This is a genomic window from Mesorhizobium sp. WSM4813, assembly GCF_055811555.1.
The window spans coordinates 73,257-99,302 of the sequence record NZ_JBVVQU010000019.1; the positions used below are offsets into that span (position 1 = coordinate 73,257).

Below are 26,046 nucleotides of genomic sequence, written 5' to 3' on the forward strand. Positions count from 1 at the left end.
GATGGGCACACCCATGGCGGCTGACCTATCCCGTCGCATTGTCGCGGAAGCGCTCGGCACGGCGATGCTCGTCGCGACGGTCGTCGGGTCCGGCATCATGGCCGACAGGCTGACGGGCGACGTCGCTGTTTCCCTGCTCGGCAACACCTTGCCGACTGGAGCGATTCTGGTGGTGCTGATCACCATACTCGGACCAATTTCCGGGGCGCACTTCAATCCGGCGGTGACGCTGGTCTTTGCCCTCAGGCGCGAAATCGATGCAACCGCAGCTTTGGCCTATGTCATCGCTCAGATTGTCGGCGGCGTCGCCGGAACGCTGCTGGCGCACGCCATGTTCGAACTGCCGATTCTACAGATCTCGCAAACCGTGCGGACCGGAAACGGACAATGGATCGCTGAGCTGGTGGCCGCTTTCGGCCTGGTCTTCACCATTCTGGCCGGCCTTCGCTTCCGTTCGGAATCCATCCCTTGGCTGGTCGGCCTCTACATCACCGCGGCTTATTGGTTCACGGCTTCGACCTCGTTTGCCAATCCGGCAGTCGCCATTGCGCGGGCGGTGTCAAACACGTTCGCGGGCATCCGTCCAGTTGACCTGCCGGCGTTCATCGTCGCCGAGCTGCTGGGCGCGCTGCTTGCCATGGCCTTGGCAGGATGGCTGCTCAGCGAGCCCAAACCAGTCAGACAGATGAGAGCCGCGAAATGACCATCACCATCTACCACAATCCCGGCTGCGGCACCTCGCGCAACACGCTCGCCATCATCCGGCAGTCCGGCGAAGAGCCGGATGTGATCGAGTATCTGAAGAATCCGCCGTCGCGCGAACGGCTGGTCGAGCTGATCGCGGCGCTGGGGATGACGCCGCGCGAATTGCTGCGCGAAAAGGGTACGCCGTACGCCGAGCTCAATCTCGGTGACCCCAAATGGACCGACGACGAGATCGTCGATTTCATGCTGGTGCATCCGATCCTGATCAACCGGCCGATCGTGGTGACGCCGCTCGGCACCATGCTTGCCCGGCCGTCCGAAGCGGTTCTCGACATCCTGCCCAATCCGGATATCGGGCCGTTCACCAAGGAAGATGGCGAAGTTGTCGTCGATGCATCGGGGCGGCGCGTCTGAAGGTTTAATCCAGTTCTTCGATAATCTTGGAAATAGCGCTTGACGGCATACGGCGGCGAGAACTACCTTATTTCCATGAAACTCGAACAAGCAGCAAAACAGCTCGAGGCGCTCGGCAATCCGACGCGGCTCAATCTTTATCGCACGCTGGTGAGGGCAGGTGAGGCCGGGCGACCGGTCGGTTATCTGCAGGAAGCCCTCGGCATCGCTGCGTCGACCCTGTCGCATCATCTCCACCGGCTTATACTGACCGGCCTGGTGACCCAGGAGCGGCAGGCAACGACGCTGATCTGCCGTGCCGATTATCCAGTGATGAGCGATCTCCTCGGTTTTCTTGCCGACGAATGTTGTGCCGATGCCGCATGCGGCCCGGCTGTCGGCGAGGCGGCTGCGTAACTCTTTTTTTGAATAGTATTTCTATAATCCTAGAAACATAGAAGGTATACCATGGTTTCTGAAAACGATCTCCCGGTCGCCATCATCGGCGGCGGACCTGTCGGCCTGGCGGCCGCCGCCCAACTTGTCAGCCGCGGCCTTTCGGTCAAGGTTTACGAGGCCGGATCCGCGGTCGGCTCGAACCTTCTGGATTGGGGCCATGTGCGGGTTTTCACGCCGTGGCGCTATTGTGTCGATGCGGTTGCCCGAAACCTTCTGGAGAGCCGCGGCTGGCAGATGCCCGAGCCGGAGGCATTTCCTACGGCCGACGAGATCGTCGACCACTATCTCGCGCCGCTCGCAAAGCTCCCCGGATTGGCACCGTCGATCGAGACCAATGCCCGCGTGGTCGCCATTTCTCGCTGGGGGGCCGACAAGGTTCTGAGCAAGGCGCGGGAGACGCGGCCGTTCATGCTTCTGGTCGAAACGGCCGGGGGCATGCGCCGGGACAGCGCGCGTGCCGTCGTCGATGCGTCCGGCACCTGGCAGACGCCGAACCCGCTCGGCGCGGGCGGCATACCGGCCGAAGGCGAGAGGGAATTTGGAGACCGCATCGCCTACGGCATCCCGGATGTCCTCGGCCGTGACCGTCATGCCTATGCAGGCCGCACGACATTGGTGGTTGGCGCCGGCCATTCCGCCGCCAATGCCTTGCTGGAATTGGCGGAGCTTGCGCAAACCGAACCGGGCACTTCGGCACTATGGGTGACGCGCGGCATCGATCTTGTCCGCATCTACGGCGGCGGCGATGCCGACGCCCTGCCGGCGCGCGGCGAATTTGGTTCGGATGTCCGGCAGCTCGCCGAAAGCGGCCGCGTGCGGCTGGTGACCGGCTTTGCCATGGTTGCCATTCGCGAGGTCGACGGCCGGCTGATTGTCGAAGGCCAGACAAAGGATGGGCTGCGCACGCTCGGCCCCGTCGACCGGATCATCGCCGCGACCGGGCAGCGCCCCGATCTTGCCTTGACCAGGGAGCTTCGGCTGGACCTCGATCCGTGGCTCGAAGGCGTCAAGGCGCTGGGGCCGCTCATCGATCCCAATGAGCACTCTTGCGGCGATGTCCCGCCGCATGGTCATCGCGAGCTCAGCCACCCCGAGCCTGATTTCTACACGGTTGGCGTCAAAAGCTATGGCCGGGCTCCGACGTTTCTGCTGCTGACCGGCTATGAGCAGGTCCGCTCGGTCGCCGCGGCGCTCGCCGGCGACATGGCTGCCGCCGATGCCGTGCAGCTGGTGCTGCCCGAGACCGGCGTCTGTACTGTGCCGGCGTCAGTTTCAGGCACGTCATCTCAGGGTTGCTGCGGCGGACCAGCGCCGGCTGCCTGCTGTGCCGACGACGCCAAGGCGAAGGCGAGCGGCAAGTCAGGCTGCGGCTGCGGCAGCACGCAGGCGATCGCAGCAGTGCGCAGCGGCGATCTCGAGATCGCCGCTCGATGAGCGACCGGAAAATCCCGGCTGCTGCGCTCTGGGCGTTGGGGCTGACGCAGATCATCGGCTACGGCACGCTCTATTACAGCTTCAGCATCCTGGTGCCGTCCATCGCGCTCGAGTTCGCCTGGCCGGAACAATGGGTTTTCGGCGCCTTGTCGGCGTCGCTGCTGGCGGGTGGGCTGTTTGCACCGACAGCCGGGCGCTGGGCCGATCGTTTCGGCGCCGGCCGGGTGATGACCTTTGGTTCGGCTGCCGCAGCGGCAGCGCTTGTCGCTTGCGTGGCAGCGCCCGGTCGGATGACCTTCGTGCTGGCCCTGATGGCGATGGAGCTGGCGTCCGCCTTCGTGCTCTACAGTGCCGCTTTCGTCGCCATCGTCCAGATCGGCGGAGCCAGGGCGCAGCGCAGCATCACCTATTTGACGCTGATCGCCGGCTTCGCTTCCACCCTGTTCTGGCCGCTGACGGCGGCACTGCACGAATACCTGACCTGGCGCGAGGTCTACCTAGTCTTTGCCAGCATCAATGTCGCCATCTGCCTGCCCATCCATGCCTGGCTGGCACGGCTGTCGCGTCGGGTGGACAAAAACGCTTCGGCGAAACCTTCGGCCATCGGGCCGGCGAGCGGTGCCTTCACGCCACGCGACCGCAGTAGAATGTTTCTGCTCATGCTTGGCGGCTTCGCCATCGAGGGCTTCGTGCTGTCCTCGATCCTCGTTCACATGGTGCCGCTGACGACGGCGCTCGGGCTTGGCTCGGCCGGGCTCGTCGTAACCACGCTTTTCGGGCCGTCCCAGGTGGCGAGCCGACTGATCAACATGCTGTTCGGCGGCCGGCTGGCGCAGACCTGGCTCGCGGTGATCGGCGCGACCTTGCTGCCGCTCGGCCTTGTCGTGCTGCTGGCGACGACACCATCGGTGGCCGGAGCCATCGCTTTCGTCATCCTGTTTGGATTGGGCTCGGGCCTCGCCAGCATCGTCGGCGGCACGCTGCCCCTGGAACTGTTCGGGCGGGAGCGCTACGGCGCACAGCTCGGCTGGGTCACGGCCGCGCGTCAGTTCTCGTCAGCACTTGCGCCGTTTGCCCTTGCCATGGCGATGGCCGGCATGGGCGTCCAGCCATCGCTCTGGCTGACCGCTGCGGTCGGCATGCTCGGCATACTGGCTTTCTCGGCAATCATCCTGATCAGGCGGCAGCATCTCGCGCAGGATCCCGTGATGCTTACGTCGGCGAACTGACGCCGCGCGCAGCGTCCAGCTGTGCGCAACACCAAGCGGCCGGCCATGCGCGCTCGACGGGCCGCGATGCGGTTGATAAGCCGTCTCCTCTAGGAGAGTCGAGACATGACGGTTGCGATCGAGATGGGCCACACGACCGCGGGCGCCCCGGCGGCACTGGATCTTGAGGAGCTGCTGGCAACCCGCCTTTTGGTGCAGGGCAATTCGGGCTCCGGCAAATCGCATCTGCTGCGCCGGCTGCTGGAGCAGAGTGCGCCGTGGGTGCAGCAGACCATCATCGACCCCGAAGGCGACTTCGTGTCGCTGGGCGACCGTTTCGGCCATTTGGTGATCAATGCCGAGGAGCATACCGAGCGCGGCCTGCAGAGCGCCGGCGAGCGCGCGCGCATCCACCGCGTCTCCACGGTGCTCAATCTCGAAGGGCTCGACGCCGAGAACCAGATGCGGCGCGCCGCCGCCTTCCTCGGCGGGCTGTTCGAGGTCGCCCGCGACCACTGGTACCCGATGCTGGTGGTGGTGGATGAGGCGCAGCTGTTCGCGCCGGCAGTGGCGGGCGAGGTTTCGGACGAGGCGCGCAAGCTCTCGCTCGGCGCCATGACCAATTTGATGTGCCGTGGCCGCAAACGCGGGCTGGCCGGGATCATCGCCACCCAGCGGCTGGCCAAGCTCGCCAAGAACGTCGCCGCCGAGGCTTCCAATTTCCTCATGGGCCGCACTTTTCTCGATATCGACATGGCGCGCGCCGCCGACCTTTTGGGCATGGAGCGGCGGCAGGCGGAGGCTTTTCGCGACCTGGAGCGCGGGCAATTCTTGGCGCTGGGCCCGGCGCTGTCGCGTCGTCCGCTCGGCTTGCGCATCGGCCCGACCGATACAAGTCCGCGCAACGGCACCCCGCGCCTGATGCCGCTGCCGGAAGCAGCGTTGGAGGATGCCCGCGCCATCATCCTGGCAGCCCCGCCGCCGGAAACTGTCCGGCCGCAGCGCCGGTCGTCGCCGGACCTGCTCGATCAGCTGATGGCGGCAAAGTCGGCGGCGCTGGAAATCCGCCCCGAAGCGGTGGAGCAGCCGATCAGCGCCGAGGATTTGGCGGAGCGGCGTGAGCGCGTCGACCGTGTCTTGCGCGCCGTGCTGGCGCAGCCCGATGCGGGGTTCCGGGTCAACGGCGTGCTCTATCAGGAGTTCGTGGTCCGCTGCCGGATCGAGGGCCTCGCCGCGGTGGTGCCGGACCTGCCCGCCTTCCGCCGCATGCTGACGCGCGCCCGCGCCGGCCTCGGCTCCGACATGGCAGGGGATGACGCGTGGCAGGACGTTTCGGCGCGCGCCTCGCTGCTGCCCGAGGATATGCAGGGCGTGTTCATGATGATCGCCCGCGCGGCGAAGGAGGGCTGGCCCTGCCCGAGCGACGCGGCGATCGCCCGCGCCTATGGCTCACACTCTCTGCGCCGCGCCCGGCGCCTGCTGACCTATATCGAGGAGCAGGGCCTCATCGTCTGCCAGCTTGACGGTCTCGGCCGGCGCACCGTGACGCTCGTCGAACTGGCCTGGGCAACGGCGCCGGGCGACCCCAATGCCGAGGAGGCGGAGCAGGGGAGCTTGGCTGTGTGAGGCGGCGGCCGACCGCGCTAGGGGAAATGCCACGCATCAAGGCTATGTATGGCCAAGCGGCAGGTATAGCGGCGAGTCTTTTTTGCACAGATAGGGCCTCGCTGGCCCGCTACAGCTCTTCTGCCCGGTCTTCATCATACGACGACGATTGGCGCGACGCAGATCAGCCTATTGCAAGTTGTTCGATGCTACAGCGCTCCCTCCTGCCAACTGCGCTTTACATATCTTCTAAATTACCCGCGGGGTCGGTTTGCCAATGAAGAGATCAGCCCCGATCAACTGACGAAGGACAAGAAATACGGCAGGACTGTAGCGCAAATATCCGCCGAAACTACGCTACCGCCGCCGATTACCCCCTTCGGTTCATTCTGTTGACATCTCCTGCTCCTGGAGAGATGGTTAGATACTACGCGGCGGCCCTTTTTCCGAAGATTTTATTCTGCAGCTTTATCAAAGGAGTTGGCAATGCGTTTGTCTCGATCGCGCCGACTTATGGCTATCGCTTTGACGGCAATCGCAGCCGTTCCCTCTTATGGACATGCCGAGGACAAGCTGCTGACGGAAGCGGTGCAGTTCAACGGTACGATCCTGTATCTCTCCACCGAGGTGCCTGGCCTGATCTTCGGCGCCGTGCGCAACGGCGAGACGGCCTTGGCGGGTTTCGGCAAGATTGCCGACGGGAGCGAAAAAGTGCCCGACGGCGACACAATGTTCCGCATCGCGTCCGTGAGCAAAGTGTTCTGCGGCAGTGTGCTTTCCTCGCTGGCGATCGACGGTAAGGTACAGCTTACCGACCGGCTGCAGGATCGCCTTGGCTGGGACGTCACGCTCCCGGAGAAGGATGGCCGCGCCCTCCGCCTGATCGATCTCGTCGCGCAAGCTTCCGGCCTTCCGCGGGAGGTGCCAGTGGCCGAGGCGCCCCCCTCCGACCCCTTCTCTACGAACACCAAAGAGGCGCAGATTGCCGCCCTCGAGGACAATCCGCTGCTGTTCGCGCCGGGCACCGCCGTTCTCTATTCGAACTTCGGATACGACCTCCTCGGAGCGGCGCTCGCGAATGTCTCGGGAAAGCCCTATGCCGAGGTCCTTCGGGAGCGTGTCCTCGATCCGCTCGGCATGAAAGACACGGTTTTCAACCCAAGACCGGAGGACGAGCCGCGCCTGATGCAGGGCCATAACTTCGACGGCAGCGCCATGCCCATCGTGCCGACGAGCACAGCCATGGAGTGCGCCGGTGGATTGTACTCGACCGCGGACGACCTGCTGCGCTGGATGAACTGGCATGTCGACAACAAGCCTTCCGCGGCCGACGCCGAGTTGCGCCTCGTGAATCACGCGGCTTTTTTGTACCGGGACGGGCTGGCGTCGGTGGTAGGGCTGGATGACGGCGGCCCGATGGACGCCATGGGTCTCGGATGGGTCATCATGCTCCCCAACGAGCATCGCCCGCTCATCCTCCAGAAGAGCGGCGGCCTGCAAGGGATGTTTCTCTATGTTGCGATTGCACCGACACGCGGCGTCGGCGCTTTCTTCGTCATGAACGAATTCAATGCCGCCGGCTTCATGGCTGGGGTCAAGACGACGAACGATCTCGTCGCAGAGATCGCTCCACGCTGATTTCCGCGCTGATCGGGGGAACCTGCGCGATGATCAATGCTGTGGAGGGGGCCTGACGGACGGCATGTTTCGTGGCAAGGCAAGCGCGACATCGACCGGCCGACCGCTTAGCTATCCCCTCCTGAGGACGACCACCCGCATGGATAGGTCGCCGCGTGCAAGGTCAGGCCCAAGCGGCGCTTTTGATCTCAAATGTGGAGCTCTCTGGTTCGACTGTTCTGAGCTTGAAAGGGTCGATTGACCAAGCTCAGATTGAGCCGTAGCTTCAGATAAGCGTGCGGCCTCGTTGTTTCAGCAGAGGCTCGCCTTGAGGGTACCGATGGCTGGCAGTGACGATGCGCGTCTGCCCAAGCAGGTAGGTGAGCCGGCGGCGCATCATTCTGCGCCGGCAACAGTGCGGCGACGCGAGCTTCTCATTGCCGTCTCGACGCTCGCCGCATTCTTCGGATTGCCCGCCGCGGCCCGTAGCCAGGTCGCCTTGAGCAGCGCGATCGACCCCGGCGCGTTTCGCGAATTGACAGGCATACTGACGGGCATGTCGCCGAGCGACGCCACGCTGCCGGAATTGTTCCTGCAGGCATTCTCCGCTGACGCCGCCGATCTCGGAAAACTGCATGCGATCGTGACGGAACAGCCCGAGACAGAATGGGACAGCGCGATTGCGTCGGCGGGGCTGAAACCGCTGTCGGAATCGCTCATCCAAGCCTGGTATACGGGTAGCATCATGCACGGCTCGGAAGAACGCGTCCTTACCTATCTCGATGCATTCGTCTGGCATGCCTGCGGTTACACCAAGCCGCCGTCGAGATGCGACACGAATTTTGGCGCGTGGGCGAACGCACCGCCGCCAGGACGGTTTTCCGAATGACCGCGCCGGCGTCCGCCGATGTCGTGTTTGTCGGTTCAGGCGTAGCCGCGGCGCTTGCCGGCGCGGCTATCGCGAAAGCAGGCTTCAGCGTGCTGTTCCTCGAGGCGGGACCGCGCGTCGATCGCGGCACCGCTGTGACACGATTCCAGTATTCGCCCTCGAAGGGCCAGAACTCGCCTTACCCCGACCAGCCCTATGCGCCGCAGCCGGAAGAATCCGACTTCTCCGCCTACTATGTCGAGGCTGGGCCGGACACCTTTAGGGGACAGCAGGCGAGGATCGTCGGCGGCACCACGTGGCACTGGGGCGGGCTCGCCGCGCGGTTCCGGCCAAACGATTTCAAGATGCACTCGAAGTTCGGCGTCGGCGTCGATTGGCCAATCGCCTATGGCGATATGGAGCCTTGGTATCAGGCCGCCGAGGAAGAGATCGGCGTCGCGGGCGACGACACCGCCGATTTCGGCGCGCCGCGCTCAAAGTCGTTTCCGATGCCACCGATCCCCATGACCTATGCCGACAAGCAGGTCGGCATCGCTGCCAAGGCGCTCGGCTACTCGGTGTTGCCATTTCCACAGGCGCGCAATTCGGTGTGGCGCGATGGCCGCCCGCAATGCTGCGGCAATGCGAGCTGCGTGCCGATCTGCCCCATCCAGGCGAAGTACGACGCGACGCATCATCTCGCCATCGCGGAGCGCGCCAGCGCGCATGTCGAGCCGCAGGCCGTGGTGTACGAGCTAGTCGTCGGTCCGGACAAACGCATTGCCGAAGTGCGTTACCGTCGCCCGGATCGCAGCGAGGGCAGCGCGACCGGAAAAATTGTGGTCATCGCGGCGCATACCATTGAGACGCCAAAGCTGCTACTGCTTTCGACGGGAGACAATGCGCCGACGGGCGTGGCGAACAGTTCCGGCCAGGTCGGCCGCAATCTGCTGTCGCAGATCGATGTCGGCATTCAGGGACTGACCAGGGATCCCGTGTTCACCTATCGCGGACCGGTCTCGACCGGCGGCATTGCCGAGCTTCGGGACGGCGATTTCCGCAACGAGCGTGCGGCCATCGGCATCTCGCCTTCCAATGAGGGCTGGGCGCGGGCGGTCGGTCCGTTCCAGGCTGCGACGACCTTCATCAAACAGGGCCTGCGCGGCGATGCGCTGAAGGCGGCAGTCCGTTCGCACGTCGCGCGGGAGCTGATCATTGGCAGCTCTGCCGAAATGCTTCCCAATCCGGACAATCGCGTGACGCTGAGCGATCAGATGGACGGGATCGGCATTCCGCGGCCGAACATCGCCTTCAAGTCTGACGACTACACGGCGCGCGGGCTGGCGGTCGCGCGCGATGTGCAGAACAAGCTCATGGCTGCACTCGGCGCCACGCAGATCAAGCAGCTCGGCCCGACCGCCGACAGCGCGATCATGGGCGGCACGACACGCATGGGAGATGACCCGCTCACCTCGGTCGTCGACAGGGACCTGAAGAGCCACGACCATCCAAATCTCTACATCGTCGGCTCGTCCGTCTTCCCGTCCATCACGGCGAATGCGCCCACGCTCACCATTGCGGCGCTCAGTGCGCGCCTCGGCGCGCATCTCATCTCCGTGCTGAAGGCGTAAATGTCATGCGCGGGCGGGGCACTGTTTTCCTCGGTTTTGTCTCCGCAATGATGCTCGACGCACGGCACGGCTTGGCGCAGGCGCCGGCGAACTGGCAGACAAGTTTCGGCGTCTCGGCCTCGGAGACGAAGGAGCGGATCGTTGCGCTGCACGACCACATATTGCTGATCGGCGTCTGCATCGTCGCGCTCGTCGCCATGCTGATGGGTTTCGCGCTCTTGCGCTTCCGGGCGAGCCGGCACCCCACGGCGTCAAAAGTCACGCGCATGCCGTGGCTGGAATTCGGCTGGACGATCGCGCCGGTGCTGGTGCTGGGCGCGATCGCCGCGCCGTCGCTCCAGCTGCTCGCCTATGAGAGCGATATTCCCGACGCACAGTTGACGATAAAGGCCAGCGGCCATCAGTGGTTCTGGCGTTATTCCTATCCCGACAATGGCGGCTTCGCATACGATTCCATCATGTTGCCGCCGGCCTCCGTTCCGGCCGGTGAACCGCGTCTGCTAGCGGTCGACAATCGCATGGTTGTCCCGGTCGGCGCTGTCGTGCGCATACAGGTGACATCGTCGGACGTCGTGCACTCCTTCTTCATGCCGGCACTGGGCCTGCAGATTTACGCGATGCCCGGGCGCCTCAACGAAACCTGGACACGCGTCGAGAAGCCGGGCGTCTATTACGGGCAGTGCAACCAGATCTGCGGTCTGAACCACTCCTTCATGCCGATCGCGATCGAGGCCATGGCGCAGCCTGATTTCGACGCCTGGGTGCGGGACGCTGCAACGCGATATCCGGTCGTCAGTGCCGCGACTATACCAGCGCAGGTGGCGAAATGAGCGCCACCGAACATAGGCGCGAGTGCCGATCGATTGCGGCCTGGCTGTTCACCACCGACCATAAGGCGATCGGCACGCTTTATCTCGGATTCGCGATCATGGCGGGGACGCTGGGTGGCGCGATGTCGGGCTACATGCGGCTCGAACTGGCGCAGCCGGGCATGGACTATGTCGTCAACGGCCAGTCCTGGAACGCGCTGATCACCGCGCATGGCCTAATCATGATCTTCTACATGGTGATGCCGGCGTTGATCGGCGGCTTCGGCAATTGGTTCGTCCCGCTGATGATCGGTGCGCGCGACATAGCCTTTCCGGGACTGAACAGTCTCGGCTTCTGGTTGCTGCCGCTGTCCTTGATCATGCTGATCGGGTCGCTGCTGGTCGGCGACGGAACGGGTACCGGCTGGAGCCTCTATCCGCCGCTGTCGGGCATAGACGGCCAGCCCGGACCGTCGGTCGACATGACGATCCTCGCACTGCACTTGGCCGGCATTTCTTCCGTGATCAGCGCGATCAATTTCGTCACTACCATCCTCAACATGCGCGAGGATCGCTTGCCGCTGTTCGGCATGCCGCTGTTCGTGTGGTCGATCCTGATTTCGTCGCTCATGCTGCTTCTCGCCATGCCGGTGCTGGCGGCCGCGCTGGCGATGCTGCTTGCCGACCGCAATTTCGGCGGCGCCTTTTTCGATCCAGCCGGCGGCGGAGACCCTATGCTGTTCATGAATCTCTTCTGGTTCTTCGGCCATCCGGAGGTCTACATCATGATCCTGCCGGCCTTCGGCATCATCAGCCAGATAGTCTCGCGGTTCTCAGGTCGCCCGATTTTCGGTTATCCCGGCATGGTGCTGGCGATGGCATCAATTGCGGCGCTGGGTTTCATCGTCTGGGCGCACCATATGTTCACCGTCGGTGTCGGCTTCGCGCCGCGTGCCTTCTTCACGCTGGCCTCGATGGTGATCGCGGTGCCGACCGGCATCAAGGTGTTCGCCTGGATTGCCACTATGTGGGGCGGGTCGATCCGCCTCACCGTTCCGATGCTGTGGGCGCTGGGCTTCATCATCATGTTCACGGTCGGCGGCACGACGGGGATCGTGCTTGCCAATGCCGGCGCGGATCAAGTGCTGCACAACACCTACTACGTCGTCGCGCATTTCCACTATGTGCTGAGCCTCGGCGCGACGTATGCGATCTTCGCCGGCTTCTATTACTGGTTCCCGCGCATGACCGGACGCATGTTCCCGGAGTGGGTTGGACGGTTGCATTTCTGGTGCTTCTTCATCGGCACCAACGTTCTGTTTTTCCCGATGCATTTCCTCGGACTGGCAGGAATGCCACGGCGCATCGCGGATTATCCGGACGGTTTCTTGGGCTGGAATATGATTGCGTCGCTCGGCGCTGTGCTCGCGCTCGCCTCCACGCTGCTGTTCCTGGTGATGCTTGCGGTCTCGCTGCGCCGTGGCGCGCCGGCCCCGCGCGATGTGTGGGGTCCGGCTTTCACGCATGAATGGGATGACGATCCCGAGATGGCGCGTCCGCGTGGCACGGCGGGCGCGGAGGCAGGCGCGTGAGCAAGACTGTCACCGAGGTCGGCGGCACGGATGGCCGATGGCCTGTCGCGATTGCTGTCTCGCTGTTCCTGCTAGCGTGCGCCGGTCTCGCGCTCTTCCACCCGTCGCTGTTCGGCACGCTGGCCGGCAGCATCGCGGTACTCGGTCCGCTCGTGATCGCGGTGGGGCTTCTGCCATTGTTCATCGCTCTGACAGCGTGGTCGCGGGCGACGAGTGGTGAGCGTGCGAATGGTCCGCAAAACACCTTTGGCCCGAGGATCGCGATCATCGCCTTAATCGCGTCCGAGATAGCGTTCTTCGCCGCCTTGTTCGCCGTCTACCTAAGATACGCGATCTATCCGGAGATCGCGGGGTTCAGCTCATGGCCACCTACGCCGATGCGCCCCGACGACCCTTGGGGCGGCCCGCTTCTCAATACAGTGATCCTCGTCGCGTCGGGGGTCTGCGTCGCAGCGGCGCATGACTGGCTTCTGAAAGAGCGATGGCAGCTTTCGGCTATCGGGCTTACCGTGGCGATCGCGCTCGGCGGCGTGTTCGTCGGCCTTCAGCTTCGGGAATTCAGCCTCGCCTCGGTGGGATTCCGCGACGGTGTCTATCCCTCGATCTTCTTCCTTACGACTGGCTTCCACGGCCTGCACGTCGTTATCGGCATCTTGTTGCTGTCGATCGCCGCATATCGGGTGATCCGCGCGCGCTCAGCCGGCGCCGGCTTCATAACGACGGCGGCATCCTGGTACTGGCATTTTGTCGATGCGGTGTGGCTTCTGCTGTTCGCCGTCTTCTACGCTTGGGCCAGCTAGGAGCGTACCGACGCGACGTCGACTAGCATCGGCATTGCTGAAACATATCTGGGAGCCGGCTGAGGGCGGCCTTCGCGGTTCAAAGTTGCATAGAAGCAAACTCAAAAGCACCCGCCTCTGGCGGAAGTGACCTTTACTCCATGGTCGATCAGTTTCCTGCAGGATCAAGTAGTGTAGTGGCTCCCGTCCTCGATCCATGCCGCCGTCGCGTGTGAGACTCTGCTTCGGGTCACAAGCGGAACAGCAGCCCCTACGGCTCGTCCCTCACATCGCGCAAATTAGACACAACGCGGCGGTTCTGCGACCTGCAGGCGGTGTCGGGGCAGTCGCGGACGAGCCTGTCCTTGCCGTAGCCCTTGGCCCACATGCGGTTGCGGTCTATGCCGCCGGCGGCGAGGTAGTCCATCACCGCATCAGCGCGCTGCTGCGACAGCGCCGTTTCACTTGCGCCGGGATCGTCGGCGAAACCCTGTAGCTTGAGCAGCCAGCGCGGATGCTTTGCTAGCCAAGCGATCTGGGTGTCGAGGGTGGCCTTGGCGACAGAATCAAGCGCGGCCGAACCTTGCGTGAAATAGGTGCGGCGGCCGACATTGAGGATAAAATCCTCCTCGCTGCCCGGCTGCACGTTCTGGAAGCCGGCAACCTGGGTGTTGGTGATGTCGGGCGTGGAAGGGGCCAGCGTGCTGCTGGTCGAGCAGGATGCGACCAGCAGCAGCAGGCCGGCGGCGAGCAGCCGGCGCGTGTTTTCAATCATGCGGTTCATGAGGCGCCAATCATTCGACAGTGGTGGAAGCGGGCGCCTGGTCGGCGATGTGCGGCAAGACCTGCACCGCGGTGCCGATCGGGCAGCGCTGGTAGAGGTCGATGATGTCTTCCGGGAACATGCGGATGCAGCCGCTGGAAGCGTCGGTGCCGATGCTCCATGGCTCCAGCGTGCCATGCAGGCGGTAGCCGGTGTCGGCGCCGTTGCGGTGCAGATAAAGCGCGCGCGGCCCGAGCGGATTGTTGGACGCGCCGCCTGCGACCATGTGCGGTAGGTCCGGCCTGCGCTTACGCATTTCGGGGGGCGGGACCCATTGCGGCCACAGCGCGCGGCGGTCGATCGTTGCGCGGCCGTACCATTTGAAGCCGTCCTTGCCGACACCGACGCCGTAGCGGATGGCGGTCTTGTTTTCCATGATGACGTACAGGAAGTGGTGGCGGGTATCGACCACGACGGTGCCGACCGGCTCGCTGCTGAAATACTTGACGATCTGGCGATGCCATCTCTTGTCGATCTTGGCGAAGTTGGTCTTGCGATAGACAAAATTGTTGTCGCTGGCGGTACCGGCGAAAAAGGATTTTGCCGCCGCGGCTTGAGCAATATTGCTGGTTGCACCCACCGCGACCAGCGCCAGGCCGCCGAGCACGACACCCCTGCGTGATAAAACCATCGGCAATATTCCCCCCCATGCCAAAAGCCTGGTGGACCATAGTTGAGAATTACTTCGCCTCAAAGTGGAAAATGCTGCGTTGCTTCAGTCCGCCGTGCCCGGACATTCGGCAATTTGGCGGCGAGTGTCCGAATTGTGACACTCTTGCCGAGGACGAACGTCTAACTTAAACCCCATCCAGGACCTTAACCAAATTGGCGCGACTGTTTGGGACCGGGCGTAGTTGCGACATTTGCCCTATCCGGACGTGAGCAATGGCGTGGGCAAACCGTGATGCATGCTTTTTTTCGTTCGGTTGCTGCGACGATTGTGGTGTCCGGCGTGGCAGGTTGCACCAGCATTTCCTACTACGCACAATCCTTGAAGGGTCACGTGGAGATCATGGCGGCGCGCCAGGATGTCGGAGAGCTGATCGACGATCCTTCGACCCCTGGGACATTGCGCGCTCGAATTGCATCGGCGAGCGCCATCCGACAGTTTGCGATAGATGAACTAGCGCTGCCGGACAACAATAGCTACCGCAGCTATGTTGACGTTGGTCGGGACGCGGTGACATGGGCCATCTTCGCCGCGCCGGAATTCTCGCTGACGCCACGAACATGGTGCTTTCCGGTGTTCGGATGCGTTCCGTACCGAGGATATTTTTCCAAAAGGTCTGCGATTGAAACCGCCGTCGAACTTCAGAGACAGGGCCTGGACGTCTATGTGACGGGCATCACTGCATATTCCACGCTCGGCTGGTCAAGTGACCCGCTGCTAAGCACCATGCTCAGCCAAGATGAAGCGGGTCTTGCAGGGCTGGTGTTCCATGAGCTGGCCCACCAGCGCGTCTACGTACAGGACGATTCCGCGTTCAACGAAGCGTTCGCTGCCGCTGTCGAAACAGCCGGTGTGAGAAAATGGCTGCGCGCGAATGGGGATACTGCCGGTTTGCGCCGTTACGAAGCCGACCGGAGGCGCAGAGCTCAATTTCTTGCGCTGGTGTCGCAGACCCGAGACGAGCTAAGGCACGTCTATGATAACAGCGCTACCTCTGAGCAGAAGCGGGCCGCAAAGATAGCCGCGATCGAACGGCTGCGGATGCGCTACCGAGAGATGCGCGACAGTCGCTGGCGTGGATACCGGGGATACGATGTCTGGTTCGATTCTCCGATTAACAACGCGAAGCTCGCCGCGACTTCCGTCTACGGCGATCGGGTGGCGACGTTTCTCCGCTTGTTCGATTTGTGTTCGGGCGACTATCCACGATTCTTCGCGTCGGTTCGGCGGATAGGAGCGTTAGACAAATCTGAACGCGCCGAAGCGCTCAAGGCGGCAGATTCATGCGATCGAGCCGGTCAAATCCGAAGGCCAGAAGCGGCGAATCGGTCGCTGATGTACTCGGCAGCCGGCGCAGGTGATTGAATTGACCATTTGTCGGCCGATTTCCTAGAGCGGTTCATCGTTTCACGGAAACGCCGAACCGCTCTATCTCTTTGTTTTTGCGCAATTCCGGACGGAAAACCGTTTCACACTTTTCCTGGAATGCTCTAGGTACTTTGACGTCGGCGGGGCCGGAAGCCGCATGTCGGCCTACAGAAGCCAAAAGCGGACTTGCCTGAACTCCCCGCGGGATCTTGGACCACAATGATTGCCGGCGGGCCGTGGCGCCTCAGCGTGCGCCCCTACGAGGCCGAAAACCTCACGCTCACGCCGCGCTGCCGAAAATAAGCCTGCATTAGTTTGCGGCCCGAACGGTTGTTCTGCGCCAGCCTGGTCGGATCGAACACCGCTTGTTCTATCCCCTCTCGCGCCAGCGCTGCTTTGAGCGCCGCGATATGTGCGTCGATATCGGTATTGTTCGCCCGGAGCGATGCATAGATGCTTTCGGTCGCCTCGGCCACGGTCGGCTCGCTCACGGGTGTACTCCTTTGGCTATTCGGGCGGCGGCTTAGCACACATCAGCGGCTTCGCCGATACCGATAAGACGGCTAGATGGGCGGCAACAGTGTTCCTTGGGGCCGGTTGGTGAGCGAACGGCGGCATTCGGGATCGAGCTGAGCGTCGACGAACGGCCGTGTGCGAGAGTCTTGCTTCGAGACAAAGCAGTTGCTCGCATCAGCCTTCCCCTACCGATCCTCAATAATCCGCAAATACGCCGCCGTCACGAACAGCACAATCAGCCCGAACAGAATCCGCCGCGCCCCTTCGGGCATCTGCAGGATGGTGAGCAGCGTTGTCAGCACGGTGAGGATGAGGGCCCCGATGATCGTGCCGGTATAGCCGCCGCGGCCGCCGAAGATCGAGGTTCCGCCGATCACCGCGGCTGCCACCGAAGGCAGCACCAGCGGTTCGGCCAACGACAGCGACGGCGCCTTGATCAGGCCGATATAGAGTAGCCCGGTGATGCCGGCGAGTACGCTCGAGATGACGTACAGCGCGGTGATGACCTGCCAGTAGCGGACGCCGGACAGGCGTGCTGCCCCTTCATTGTCGCCGACCGCGTAAAGCAGACGGCCGAACCCGGTGCGGTTCAAGGTGAAGACAATGAGGACGGCGATGGGCACGAACAGAAGCAGCGCATTGGGTACGCCATAGGTGAGGCCGGTGCCGAGCCATGCGAGGAAGGGCGGAATCTTGGCGCCCGAGGCGATGACGGTACGCTGATAGACCTGCAGGCAGCCGGTGCCGATCAGGCTGGTGCCGAGCGTCATGATCAGCGGGTGCACGCGAAAGACGCCGACGCCGATGCCGTTGATCAGGCCGATCAGCACCGCCGGCACCAGCGCAATCAGAATCGCCACCGCCGGGTCATGATTGACGACCTGCGTCGCCATGATGAAGGCGCTCATCGTCGCCACGGTTCCGACCGACAGATCGATGCCGCCGGTCAGCATGGTCATGGTCTGACAGCCGGCAAGAATTGCCAGCGGGATGGCAAATTTGACCGTGTTGGCGAGCCATCGCTCGTTGACGATGCCGGGGCGCAGGATCTGCAGGATCACCACCAGCATGACCAGCAGGATGATCAGAGGAATCAGCGGCCGGTCGGCCATGAAGCGCTTGAGGCGGCGGCCGAAGGGGACGGGTTGGATCGCGGTTATGCTCATGATGTTGCTCGTACTCGCGATGGGTTTCGCGCGATGCCGGGAGAGGATGGCGTTCTACGGCGCCCCCCTCTGTCCTGCCGGACATCTCCCCCACGGGTGGGGAGATTGGCCGGCGCGACGGCTTTCGCCAATTGTCGAGGTTGCAAGAATGAGCGAGGCGTCAAAGCTGCCAATCTCCCCCCAAGTGGGGGAGATGTCCGGCAGGACAGAGGGGGGCGCGACGGATCGCCGACTCCATAAACCAGCCTCACGGCATTGCTCATGATTGGCGGCTCCGCATTGTGATGAAGGCGCCGAACATGACGACGGCGACCATGATCGCGCCCTCGATGATTGCGGTGACGTTGGGATCGATGGCGAGCAGCGTCAGGTCGGTACGCACCAGCCGCAGCACGAAGACCGCGACGATCGGGCCGAGCAATCCACCCTTGCCGCCACCTAGGGCGACGCCGCCGAGCACCACCGCCGCTACGCTGGCAAGAAGATAGGGGCCGGGGATGGGGGCGCCGATGCCTGTGCTCATGGTCAGCGCCAGCCCGCCCATGGCAGCGAAAAGCCCCGACAGGGCATAGGCGATGATCCTGGTGCGCGCGACAGGCACGCCGCTGCGAAACGCCGCGAGCTCGCTGCTGCCGATGGCGTAGATCGAAAGGCCGAGTTTTGAGCGCTTGAGCGGTATCCAGATGATGCAAAGGCAGACGACGAGGAGCACAAGCGCCTTCGGTATCCAGGCAGAGATCTCAGGCAGCCCCGGGATCGCGACCGTTCCGACGATAGTCGCCCTCAGCCATTCGGCGACCGCGCCGCCGGGCGCACCGAGCACCAGCAGGGCCGCGCCCTGCAGGACGAAGAGGGTAGCCAGCGTGACGACGATATCGGGCACGCGGGTGACGACGATCAGCATGCCGTTGACGGCGCCCAGCACCAGCCCCATGACCAGCACGAACGGCACGACGAAAAGCGCGAATTCCTCGCTGGCGCCGTCCATCATCGAGGCGGCGGTGACGCTGGTCAGCGCCATCATGGCGCCGACGGAAAGGTCGATGCCGCCGGCGATGACGACAATCGTCTGGGCGGCCACGGCAAAGGCGTAAGGCAGCACCGCGCGCACCAGCGAGCCGAAATCGCCGCTGCCATAGCCCGGCTGGATGAGCCTGGTGATCACCAACAGGACCACGAACAGGACAAGCAGGCCGGCGACCCAGCCCTGACGGCGGACGAGGCGGGTCAAGGTTTCGCCACCGGGCTCGAATGGATATCGGCAAGGATGCCGACGTCCTGCTTGGCGCCGCGCGGCAAGCCGTAAGCGGCGCGCATCAGCGCCGGCTCGTCGGCGAGTTCGACGGGGAAGACGTCGACGACGCGCCCCCCAAAGATGACGATGACGCGATCGCAGACACGCTGCACCTCCTCGAGCTCGGATGTATAGAACAGCACCGACTTGCCCTGGTCGGCGAGTTCGCGCAGCAGCTTGTAGATCTCCTGCTTGGTGCCGACATCGATACCGCGCGTCGGGTCGAAGCAGAGGATGGTCTGTGCTTCAGCGGCGATCCAGCGGGCGATCGTCACCTTCTGCTGGTTGCCGCCGGACAGGCGCTGTACCTCGCGCTGGGCGCGCGTGTCGATCTGCAGCCGCTCGATCGCACTGACGACCCTGGTGCCTTCCTGCCGCATGTTGATCGGCCCCCAGTCGCGCAGGGCGGCGCTGAAGGGAAGCGCGATGTTTTCGCGCACAGAGCGCTGCATGGTGAGGGCTTCGGTGCGGTCGCCGGGCACATAGGCGATGCCGGCGCGGATCGCATCCGCCGGATGCGCGAACCTGACCGGCTTCCCGTCCACTTCGATCGTCCCGCCGGACGGCCGGGTGGAGCCGGCGAGCGCGGCGAAGAGCTCGTCCTGGCCTTGCCCCTCGAGCGCGACGACGCCGGCGACCTCGCCGTTGGCCAGGTCGAACGACACGTCGTTGAGCTTGGTGCCGACACGAAGGTTCGTCACGCCGAGGCGCGGGCGGCTTTCCCTGGGCGATGCGGCCTGGCTCGCCTGGCGTGCCGCCACGCGAGTCTTTTCGATCCTGGCGCCGAGCATCATCTCGACGATGCGCTCCTCGACGCCCGGCTCGATGTCGACGACGCCGACGGTCTCGCCGTCGCGAAGCACGGTGGCGCGGTCGCAAAGTGCCGATATCTCGACAAAGCGGTGGGAAATGAAGATCACCGAACGGCCGCTGTCGCCCTGGCGGCGAACGACCTCGAGCACCTTTTCGGCAAGGTTTGCCGGCAGTGCCGCGGTCATCTCGTCGAGCAGCAGAACGTCGGGCTCGACCGCCAGCGCCCGCGCCAAATCGAGCACGCGCAGCACGGCAAGCGGGATGTCGCGCGCGGTTTCGCGGATGTCGAGGTCGGGAATGCCGAGTTCGCGCACCCAGGCGCGGAAAGGCTCGACCGGCGTGTCGGTGAGGCGAAGATTGGAGGCGACGTCGAGATCGGGGATCAGCGATGGTTCCTGATAGACGGGAAGCAACCCGGCGCGGCGCGCATCGGCAGGCGAGCGCACGTCGCGGGCTTCGCCGCGGATCAGGATATGCCCGGCATCGGCGCGGATGGCGCCGGTCAGGATCTTGACCAGCGTCGATTTGCCGGCGCCATTGGCGCCCATCAGGGCGTGCACCTCGCCCGGCAGAACCGACAGCGACGCGTTGCGCAACGCCACCACGGCGCCGTAAGTCTTGACGACGCCGGTGGCGTCCAGGAGGGGGTTGGTGGTCAAAATCGCGTTGCTCTCGATTTATGTGCTCAAATCATTTCACGCTGGCGCCGCCCCTCACCTGCCTGCCGGCATCCTCTCCCCGTATAGAGACGGGGAGAGGGGGCTGTGATCGCCGGTTTCGCCAATCATCACCGTTGCAGGAAGGGCGCCGAAGTTGCGGCCAGCCCCTTCTCCCCGTCACTATACGGGGAGAAGTGCCCGGTAGGGCGATGAGGGGCGGCGCCAACCTCGACAGTCTCCGCACACGTTGGAGACGGTCTGAAGCGAAAGCCCATATTTACTCGCCCGGGCCCTTGCAGGCGATGATCTGGTCCTTGCTGTAGGTGGTCCACTCCGGGATGGAGATCGAAACCGGCCATTCCGGGCTCAGCGACGGATCGGCCACGCTCTTCAGCTTGGCCTTGCCCTCTTCGGTGGCGTTCTCCCAAAGCTGCGGCTCGACCAGAACGGTCTGCTCCGCCGGCTTCTTGCCGTTCAGGATCTGAAGAGCCAGCGTCACGCCGGCACCGCCGATCGAGCCGGGATTGGTCACCGCGGCGCCGACAAGGCCTTCGACCGAGTTCAGCTGGCCGACGAAGCCGGCATTGTCGGCGCCGACCACCGGCACCAGCGGCGTCTGCGACTCGACCAGCGCATCGACGATCACATTGTCGATGCCCGAGGTCCAGATGCCGTTGAACGGCGATCCGGTGGCGATGAAATCGAGGATCTGCTGCTTGCCCTGATCCTGCTGCCAACCGGTGAAGACCTCGTGCACGACCTTCACGTCGGGGAATTCGGCAAGCGCCTTCTTAAAACCCTTGTCGCGATCGCTGTCGGCCGAGGCGCCGGCGGCGCCGCGCATATAAACGACGTCGCCCTTGCCGCCGATCTGCTGGAACAGCCATTTGGCGCCGAGATAGGCGTACTGTTCCTGGTTGTTGGACATGATGTAGGCCGAGGGTTCGGTGACCGCCTGGTCGACGGCGACGACGACGATGCCGGCCTTGGTGGCTTCCTCGAGGGCTGACTTGATGCCGGCCGGATCGGCCGGGTTGACGACGATGGCGTTGACCTTGGCGCTGATCAGGTTGCGGATGTCCTCGAGCTGGCCGGCGGCGTCAGTGTTGCGATGGGCAATGTTGAGCTTGGTGACCTCGCCGGACGCGAGCGCCTGCGCCTTGATGGCGCAGATCATCTCCTCGCGCCAGCCATTGCCCTGCACCGTGTTGGAAACGCCGATCGTGTATTTAGCTTCAGCGGACGAGACGCCCACCGAAGCCAGAAACGCCGCGCCGGCAAGCAGCGGGACCATTGCCAGATATTTTTTCATTTCAGTCTTCCTCCACATGGATCTCAGTTCAGTTCGAAAGGGGCTCATTTCACGAAGGGGCGCAGCACGTCGCGGGCCAGCAGAAAGCCCCGCTTGACGTTTTCATCGCTCCCCTCAAACCGCCGGTCCTCGTGCTCGATGATGATGGCTCCGTCGTAGCCGACCCGATAAAGGCCGGAGAAGATCACATTCCAGTCGACATCGCCAAGCCCCGGCATGCGCGGCACCTGCCAGCCCATGCCGGCCGACAGGATACCGCGCTCGTAAAGTCCATCATGGTCGATCATCAGGTCCTTGGCATGGACATGCAGCATGTACGGGCCGAACTCCCTGATGAAGCGGGCCTGGTCGATCATCTGCCAGACCAGATGCGACGGATCGAAGTTCATGCCGACATCGCCGCCCCACGCCTCGATGATGCGGCGCCAGATATAGGGCGAATAGGCGATGTTGTGGCCGCCCGGCCACTCGTCATAGCTGAAGATCATCGGGCAGTTCTCGAAAGCCAGCTTGACGCCGTTGTCGCGCGCATGGGCTATTATGGCGGGCCAGACCTTGAGTGCCTCTTGCCAGTTGGCGTCGATGGTTTTTGAGGCGTCGCCGCCGCAGAAGGTGTTGACGACAGGCACGCCCATATGGCTCGCCAGCACGATCACCTTCTTCAAATGATCGATGACGGCCTTGCGGTGGGCGGCATCGGGATGCAGCGGATTGGGATAGAAACCGAGGCCCGAGATCGACAGGTTCTCCTCCGCCAGTGCTGCTGCGATTTCCTTGGCCTGCGAGGCCGAGGTCGAGGCGGCGTCGATATGGCTGGTGCCGGCATAGCGCCGGGCCGCGCCGGAGGATTTCGGCCAGCAGGCGATCTCCAGCGCCTCGAAGCCGGCAGAACTTGCCCAGTCGGCGACCTGGCCGAGCGGGGTATCGGCAAACGGTGCGGTGAGCAGTCCGAGCTTCATGTTGCCCTCCCCTGGTCGTGGCGACCTACTATGCCGATTGTGCGGGCCGCTTCAACCGTGCGACTGGTCGGGCAATGCGCAAAGCTGTCTGGCGAATGCCATCGGATCGTCGCTGATTAGCCGTCGAGACCGGCTGTGACAGCCGTGCGGAATTGTCGTTGACGGCGATCCAGTCCGCCAGGCTATTTCCTGCGGGGCCAGCGCCGTCCGGTCGTAAGACGGTTTTTTTGACCGCAGCGGGAAGCCGGCTAAGCAGTGCTGGGCTTAGCATTTCGAGTGAAGCAACCTTCACCGGTTCGCCCCTACGACCCATTGCTCTTGGTCGATCAGGGCGCCGGTCATCGGCCCGGAGGCATCGGAGAGCAGGAAGACGGCGAGGTTCGCCACCTCGTCGGCCGCCAGCAGGCGCCCGAAAGGCTGCGACGCGTTGGCGGCGTCGATCCAGCCCGGGCCGTATCCCAGTGTCTCAGCCTGCATGATGCGTTCGGCCGGCGTGTCGGTCCAGCCGACATTGATGCCGTTGACGCGGATGCGGTCGAAACGGTGCGCGTTGGCGGCGTTGCGGGTAAGCGTCGCGAGCGCGCCCTTGGTGGCCGAATAGACGGCGAGTTCGGGCGAGCCGCAATGCGCGTTGATCGACAGGATGTTGACGATGGCGCCGCCCTGACCTTGCTTGCGCATCTGCGTGATGGCTGCCTGCATGAGAAAGAACGGCGCCCGCGCATTGACGGCGAACAGCGCCGCCCAATCGTCGAGGTCGGCATCGAGAAACGAGGCGCGGTTGGTCAGGCCGGCGGCGTTGACCAGCGCGTCGATGCGCCCGAAGCGGCTGACGCATTCCTCGACCAGCCGCGCCGGCGCCGTGGTATCAGCCAGATCGGCGGCGATGAATGCGGTTGGCGTGCCTGCCTGGGAGAGCGCCGTCGCCACGTCGTTGCCACGCGCCGGCTCGCGGCCGGTGACCAGCAGGCCGCCGGCACCAGAACGCGCAAGCGTCTCGGCGATCGCCCGGCCGATGCCTTGCGTCGCGCCGGTGACCAGCACCACCTTGCCGTCCAGCCGAAGCTCCATTCCTCCTCCCGGAACAAAGTTTGCATTTTTTCCAGAATAGGGAACGCCAATTCCCGATAGTCAATCTTCGGACGAGAGTTTTCAGATCATGGCCTTACGCAATTGCAGACGGATCGATGTGTGAATGCTTGCCGGTCGGCATGGCGGGTGGCAGCCGCAACGCCTTTATCGGCGCCGTGCACCGGCTGGCCATGCGCCTCGACGACCAGATTGCTCGGATGCGAAAAGTGCCTGACAGGCTTGGTGCTATATCACTGCGGTGACCCTGCCTGCCGCATCGAGGCGACAGCCGACTCGCGCCTGCCGAACTTCGATGCCGCCTTGTCTTGCGTAGTCTATTCGCACCTCGATCGGCGCCGTGAGTGCGCCTCGACGTTGACGCAAGGCACCTGCGCTTGCTGCGTGGACACGGACGGCGCCAAGCGGCGTCGCGGCGGAGATGATCGCCGCGCGGCAGGCTTGCACGACCGCAGCTGGCGTACCGGGTTTCGCTTTCAGAGATCCAAAGGGATACCGCTTGGTGGAGTCACCCTCACCAGGTTTAGAAGGCATGAGGACAGGTGGCAGGGCGATCGATTGCCTGGCGGTTTTGGCAGGGGCAGTGGTTGTGGTGACTGCGGCCGGACTACCGGGAGTGCCGAGCGACACGTTACCTGCGCCGACCGAAGCTCCAACGTTTGCTCCACTCGCACCGACGCTCGTGCCCGCCCCCACAGATGCGCCTTGCGAACCGGCGCTGACGCCAGCACCGACCCCGACACCGCCGACGCTCGCGCCCGCCCCCACAGATGCACCTTGCGAACCGGCGCTCACGCCAGCACCGACCCCGAGACCGCCGACGCTCGCACCCGCCCCCACAGATGTGCCTTGCGAACCGGCGCTCACTCCAGCACCGACTCCAAGACCGCCGACCTTACCGCCGATGCCTGTGTCTTGAGCCGAGGCAGGCCCGATTGCGATCCCGATCGTCAACGCGGCTGCGATATACTTTTTCATCATCATACTCCTCTGCGGCTTCGCTCACTGGTCTTCACTGGCGTAGGTCGAGCTATTCAGTGGTCGCGTCGGGAGCAATGCGTCGGGAAGAGCGATGGTTGCCGGCAGAACAGGATGCGGTGACTTTTGGATCTTCACTTTCTTTTTTTTCGGCAAGCCCGGTTTATGGGCTGGTTGGGCGCCCGAACGCGATAGCGTACTTGCAAGTGGGGTACGTGATTTCGGCGCGCGCTCCAAAGCCGCAGTGCGGCGTTTATTCTTCACGACGTCAATTGCCTCACGCGCGGCACTGAGGCTGCGGGCTAGACCGATAGCCCTTTCACGCTCTTGCTCCAGCGCCGCACTCAACTCTGACGAGACCTGCTTTGAGGCGTCGCGTTCCTGGCGAACGATATCGAGGTCGTGTACGGCTGAATCTGCTCGTTCGCGTTCCAGTTCGAGTGCTTCTCCAGCTTGCTTTAGAGCGGTCTCGGCTACCGATCGGTCCTTTATGGCGTTGGTCTTCTCGACCGCTGCCAGGTTTGCGCCTGTCTTAAGAGCGTCGATAGTTTGGCGAGCCGTGGTGAGTTCTTGTTGCAAGCGTTGAATCTTACGCCTCTGCTCATCAAGCGCTCGCTTCGCAACACCTTGAGAGGCTTCCATGGAATCTGCTCGTTCGCGTTCCAGTTCGAGTGCTTCTCCAGCTTGCTTTAGAGCGGTCTCGACCACCGAACGGTCCTTCATGGCATTGGCCTGCTCGACCGCGGCCAGATTTGCGCCTTTCTTGAGAGCGTCGATCTTTTGGCGAGCCGTGGTGAGTTCCTGTTCTAGGAGTTCAACCTTGCGCCTCGCCTCATCAAGCGCTCGCTTCGCAGCACTTTGAGAGGCTTCCATGGAATCTGCTCGTTCGCGTTCCAGTTCGAGTGCTTCTCCAGCTTGCTTTAGAGCGATCTCGGCCACCGATCGGCCCTTCATGGCATTGGCCTGCTCGACCGCTGCCAAATTTGCGCCTTTCTTGATAGCGTCGATCTTTTGGCGAGCCGTGGTGAGTTCCTGTTCCAGGAGTTCAACCTTGCGCCTCTCCTCATCAAGCGCTCGCTTCGCAGCACCCTGAGAGGCTTCCATGGAGGGCTGCGCTCCGGCGGCCCTCTTGCGCTCTTGCTTCAGCGCCGCACTCAACTCTGCCGAGACCTGCTTTGAAGCGTCGCGTTCCTGGCGAACGATATCGAGGTCGCGTACGGCTGAATCTGCTCGTTCGCGTTCCAGTTCGAGTGCTTCTCCAGCTCGCTTTAGAGCGGTCTCGGCTACCGATCGGTCCTT

At 63.6% G+C, this 26,046-nt stretch carries 22 protein-coding genes and 1 pseudogene; 13 read left to right on the plus strand and 10 right to left on the minus strand.

The genetic code is table 11. The features are described from left to right. The first annotated feature begins 13 nt into the window (after positions 1 to 13). The 12 genes from AC0L25_RS13350 to AC0L25_RS13405 all read left to right on the plus strand — a co-directional run bounded on the left by AC0L25_RS13350 (position 14) and on the right by AC0L25_RS13405 (position 13,121). Positions 14 to 703: an aquaporin gene (locus tag AC0L25_RS13350; protein ID WP_473595914.1), complete on the plus strand. Its 690-nt coding sequence runs from the start codon at positions 14 to 16 to the stop codon at positions 701 to 703. After that, positions 700 to 1,119: an arsenate reductase (glutaredoxin) gene (gene arsC, locus AC0L25_RS13355; protein ID WP_473595915.1), complete on the plus strand. Its 420-nt coding sequence runs from the start codon at positions 700 to 702 to the stop codon at positions 1,117 to 1,119. The genes AC0L25_RS13350 and arsC overlap by 4 nt, the downstream gene beginning before the upstream one ends. A 75-nt stretch (positions 1,120 to 1,194) precedes the next feature. After that, complete coding sequence (locus AC0L25_RS13360) at positions 1,195 to 1,515, plus strand: ArsR/SmtB family transcription factor (protein ID WP_473595950.1); 321 nt, start codon at positions 1,195 to 1,197, stop codon at positions 1,513 to 1,515. A 51-nt stretch (positions 1,516 to 1,566) separates the two neighbouring features. Then, the gene (locus AC0L25_RS13365) at positions 1,567 to 2,991 is read left to right on the plus strand and encodes an NAD(P)-binding domain-containing protein (protein ID WP_473595916.1); all 1,425 of its coding nucleotides are present in this window, start codon (positions 1,567 to 1,569) and stop codon (positions 2,989 to 2,991) included. Beyond that, positions 2,988 to 4,220 (plus strand): arsenite efflux MFS transporter ArsK, encoded by a 1,233-nt coding sequence (gene arsK, locus AC0L25_RS13370; RefSeq protein ID WP_473595917.1) that lies wholly within the window; start codon positions 2,988 to 2,990, stop codon positions 4,218 to 4,220. Before AC0L25_RS13365 ends, arsK begins: the two co-directional genes overlap by 4 nt. A gap of 105 nt (positions 4,221 to 4,325) precedes the next feature. Further along, positions 4,326 to 5,825, plus strand: a complete 1,500-nt coding sequence (locus AC0L25_RS13375; protein ID WP_473595918.1) for a helicase HerA domain-containing protein — start codon at positions 4,326 to 4,328, stop codon at positions 5,823 to 5,825. Between the two features lie 492 nt (positions 5,826 to 6,317). Continuing rightward, positions 6,318 to 7,442 carry a D-alanyl-D-alanine-carboxypeptidase/endopeptidase AmpH gene (gene ampH, locus AC0L25_RS13380; protein WP_473595919.1) on the plus strand — a complete coding sequence of 375 codons (1,125 nt, stop codon included), beginning with the start codon at positions 6,318 to 6,320 and terminating at the stop codon, positions 7,440 to 7,442. Positions 7,443 to 7,761: 319 nt separating this feature from the next. Next, entirely contained in the window at positions 7,762 to 8,310 is a 549-nt protein-coding gene (locus AC0L25_RS13385; RefSeq protein WP_473595920.1) for a sugar dehydrogenase complex small subunit, read from the plus strand. Further along, positions 8,307 to 9,920 (plus strand): GMC family oxidoreductase, encoded by a 1,614-nt coding sequence (locus AC0L25_RS13390; protein WP_473595921.1) that lies wholly within the window; start codon positions 8,307 to 8,309, stop codon positions 9,918 to 9,920. Before AC0L25_RS13385 ends, AC0L25_RS13390 begins: the two co-directional genes overlap by 4 nt. Before the next feature lie 5 nt (positions 9,921 to 9,925). Next, positions 9,926 to 10,750 carry a cytochrome c oxidase subunit II gene (gene coxB / locus AC0L25_RS13395; protein WP_473595922.1) on the plus strand — a complete coding sequence of 275 codons (825 nt, stop codon included), beginning with the start codon at positions 9,926 to 9,928 and terminating at the stop codon, positions 10,748 to 10,750. Next, positions 10,747 to 12,321 (plus strand): cytochrome c oxidase subunit I, encoded by a 1,575-nt coding sequence (locus AC0L25_RS13400; RefSeq protein WP_473595923.1) that lies wholly within the window; start codon positions 10,747 to 10,749, stop codon positions 12,319 to 12,321. The genes coxB and AC0L25_RS13400 overlap by 4 nt, the downstream gene beginning before the upstream one ends. Next, a complete protein-coding gene (locus AC0L25_RS13405; RefSeq protein ID WP_473595924.1) occupies positions 12,318 to 13,121 on the plus strand; it encodes a cytochrome c oxidase subunit 3 in 804 nt (267 codons plus the stop codon). Before AC0L25_RS13400 ends, AC0L25_RS13405 begins: the two co-directional genes overlap by 4 nt. A gap of 250 nt (positions 13,122 to 13,371) precedes the next feature. On the opposite strand, the gene AC0L25_RS13410 is transcribed toward AC0L25_RS13405, so the two are convergent. Both AC0L25_RS13410 and AC0L25_RS13415 read right to left on the minus strand, forming a co-directional pair. Further along, on the minus strand, positions 13,372 to 13,884 hold the full coding sequence (locus tag AC0L25_RS13410; RefSeq protein WP_473595925.1) for an OmpA family protein: 513 nt from the start codon (positions 13,882 to 13,884) through the stop codon (positions 13,372 to 13,374). Between the two features lie 10 nt (positions 13,885 to 13,894). After that, on the minus strand, positions 13,895 to 14,554 hold the full coding sequence (locus AC0L25_RS13415; RefSeq protein WP_127315250.1) for a L,D-transpeptidase: 660 nt from the start codon (positions 14,552 to 14,554) through the stop codon (positions 13,895 to 13,897). 273 nt (positions 14,555 to 14,827) lie between these two features. Here AC0L25_RS13415 and AC0L25_RS13420 point away from each other — a divergent pair, with 273 nt between their 5' ends. Beyond that, entirely contained in the window at positions 14,828 to 15,958 is a 1,131-nt protein-coding gene (locus AC0L25_RS13420) for an aminopeptidase (RefSeq protein ID WP_473595926.1), read from the plus strand. A gap of 260 nt (positions 15,959 to 16,218) precedes the next feature. On the opposite strand, the gene AC0L25_RS13425 is transcribed toward AC0L25_RS13420, so the two are convergent. The 8 genes and pseudogenes from AC0L25_RS13425 to AC0L25_RS13460 all read right to left on the minus strand — a co-directional run. Next, on the minus strand, positions 16,219 to 16,452 hold the full coding sequence (locus AC0L25_RS13425; protein ID WP_352953753.1) for a hypothetical protein: 234 nt from the start codon (positions 16,450 to 16,452) through the stop codon (positions 16,219 to 16,221). A gap of 210 nt (positions 16,453 to 16,662) precedes the next feature. Next, a complete protein-coding gene (locus tag AC0L25_RS13430) occupies positions 16,663 to 17,643 on the minus strand; it encodes an ABC transporter permease (RefSeq protein WP_473595927.1) in 981 nt (326 codons plus the stop codon). A 259-nt stretch (positions 17,644 to 17,902) separates the two neighbouring features. Next, entirely contained in the window at positions 17,903 to 18,874 is a 972-nt protein-coding gene (locus AC0L25_RS13435) for an ABC transporter permease (RefSeq protein WP_473595928.1), read from the minus strand. Beyond that, positions 18,871 to 20,409, minus strand: coding sequence for a sugar ABC transporter ATP-binding protein (locus tag AC0L25_RS13440; protein ID WP_473595929.1), 1,539 nt, complete (start codon positions 20,407 to 20,409; stop codon positions 18,871 to 18,873). The genes AC0L25_RS13435 and AC0L25_RS13440 overlap by 4 nt, the downstream gene beginning before the upstream one ends. A gap of 277 nt (positions 20,410 to 20,686) precedes the next feature. After that, positions 20,687 to 21,721 carry an ABC transporter substrate-binding protein gene (locus AC0L25_RS13445; protein ID WP_473595930.1) on the minus strand — a complete coding sequence of 345 codons (1,035 nt, stop codon included), beginning with the start codon at positions 21,719 to 21,721 and terminating at the stop codon, positions 20,687 to 20,689. A gap of 44 nt (positions 21,722 to 21,765) precedes the next feature. Then, positions 21,766 to 22,680 carry a sugar phosphate isomerase/epimerase family protein gene (locus AC0L25_RS13450; RefSeq protein WP_473595931.1) on the minus strand — a complete coding sequence of 305 codons (915 nt, stop codon included), beginning with the start codon at positions 22,678 to 22,680 and terminating at the stop codon, positions 21,766 to 21,768. Between the two features lie 288 nt (positions 22,681 to 22,968). Further along, positions 22,969 to 23,751, minus strand: coding sequence for an SDR family oxidoreductase (locus AC0L25_RS13455; RefSeq protein WP_473595932.1), 783 nt, complete (start codon positions 23,749 to 23,751; stop codon positions 22,969 to 22,971). Positions 23,752 to 24,771: 1,020 nt separating this feature from the next. Beyond that, positions 24,772 to 26,046: pseudogene (locus tag AC0L25_RS13460) on the minus strand (hypothetical protein); the annotation flags it as partial.

Coding starts and splice junctions, on each gene's coding strand:
- AC0L25_RS13350 (WP_473595914.1), top strand. CDS start 14: ATGGCGGCTGACCTATCCCGTCGCATTGTCGCGGAAGCGCTCGGCACG.
- arsC (WP_473595915.1), top strand. CDS start 700: ATGACCATCACCATCTACCACAATCCCGGCTGCGGCACCTCGCGCAAC.
- AC0L25_RS13360 (WP_473595950.1), top strand. CDS start 1,195: ATGAAACTCGAACAAGCAGCAAAACAGCTCGAGGCGCTCGGCAATCCG.
- AC0L25_RS13365 (WP_473595916.1), top strand. CDS start 1,567: ATGGTTTCTGAAAACGATCTCCCGGTCGCCATCATCGGCGGCGGACCT.
- arsK (WP_473595917.1), top strand. CDS start 2,988: ATGAGCGACCGGAAAATCCCGGCTGCTGCGCTCTGGGCGTTGGGGCTG.
- AC0L25_RS13375 (WP_473595918.1), top strand. CDS start 4,326: ATGACGGTTGCGATCGAGATGGGCCACACGACCGCGGGCGCCCCGGCG.
- ampH (WP_473595919.1), top strand. CDS start 6,318: ATGGCTATCGCTTTGACGGCAATCGCAGCCGTTCCCTCTTATGGACAT.
- AC0L25_RS13385 (WP_473595920.1), top strand. CDS start 7,762: ATGGCTGGCAGTGACGATGCGCGTCTGCCCAAGCAGGTAGGTGAGCCG.
- AC0L25_RS13390 (WP_473595921.1), top strand. CDS start 8,307: ATGACCGCGCCGGCGTCCGCCGATGTCGTGTTTGTCGGTTCAGGCGTA.
- coxB (WP_473595922.1), top strand. CDS start 9,926: ATGCGCGGGCGGGGCACTGTTTTCCTCGGTTTTGTCTCCGCAATGATG.
- AC0L25_RS13400 (WP_473595923.1), top strand. CDS start 10,747: ATGAGCGCCACCGAACATAGGCGCGAGTGCCGATCGATTGCGGCCTGG.
- AC0L25_RS13410 (WP_473595925.1), bottom strand. CDS start 13,884: ATGAACCGCATGATTGAAAACACGCGCCGGCTGCTCGCCGCCGGCCTG.
- AC0L25_RS13415 (WP_127315250.1), bottom strand. CDS start 14,554: ATGGTTTTATCACGCAGGGGTGTCGTGCTCGGCGGCCTGGCGCTGGTC.
- AC0L25_RS13420 (WP_473595926.1), top strand. CDS start 14,828: ATGCATGCTTTTTTTCGTTCGGTTGCTGCGACGATTGTGGTGTCCGGC.
- AC0L25_RS13430 (WP_473595927.1), bottom strand. CDS start 17,643: ATGAGCATAACCGCGATCCAACCCGTCCCCTTCGGCCGCCGCCTCAAG.
- AC0L25_RS13445 (WP_473595930.1), bottom strand. CDS start 21,721: ATGAAAAAATATCTGGCAATGGTCCCGCTGCTTGCCGGCGCGGCGTTT.
- AC0L25_RS13450 (WP_473595931.1), bottom strand. CDS start 22,680: ATGAAGCTCGGACTGCTCACCGCACCGTTTGCCGATACCCCGCTCGGC.
- AC0L25_RS13455 (WP_473595932.1), bottom strand. CDS start 23,751: ATGGAGCTTCGGCTGGACGGCAAGGTGGTGCTGGTCACCGGCGCGACG.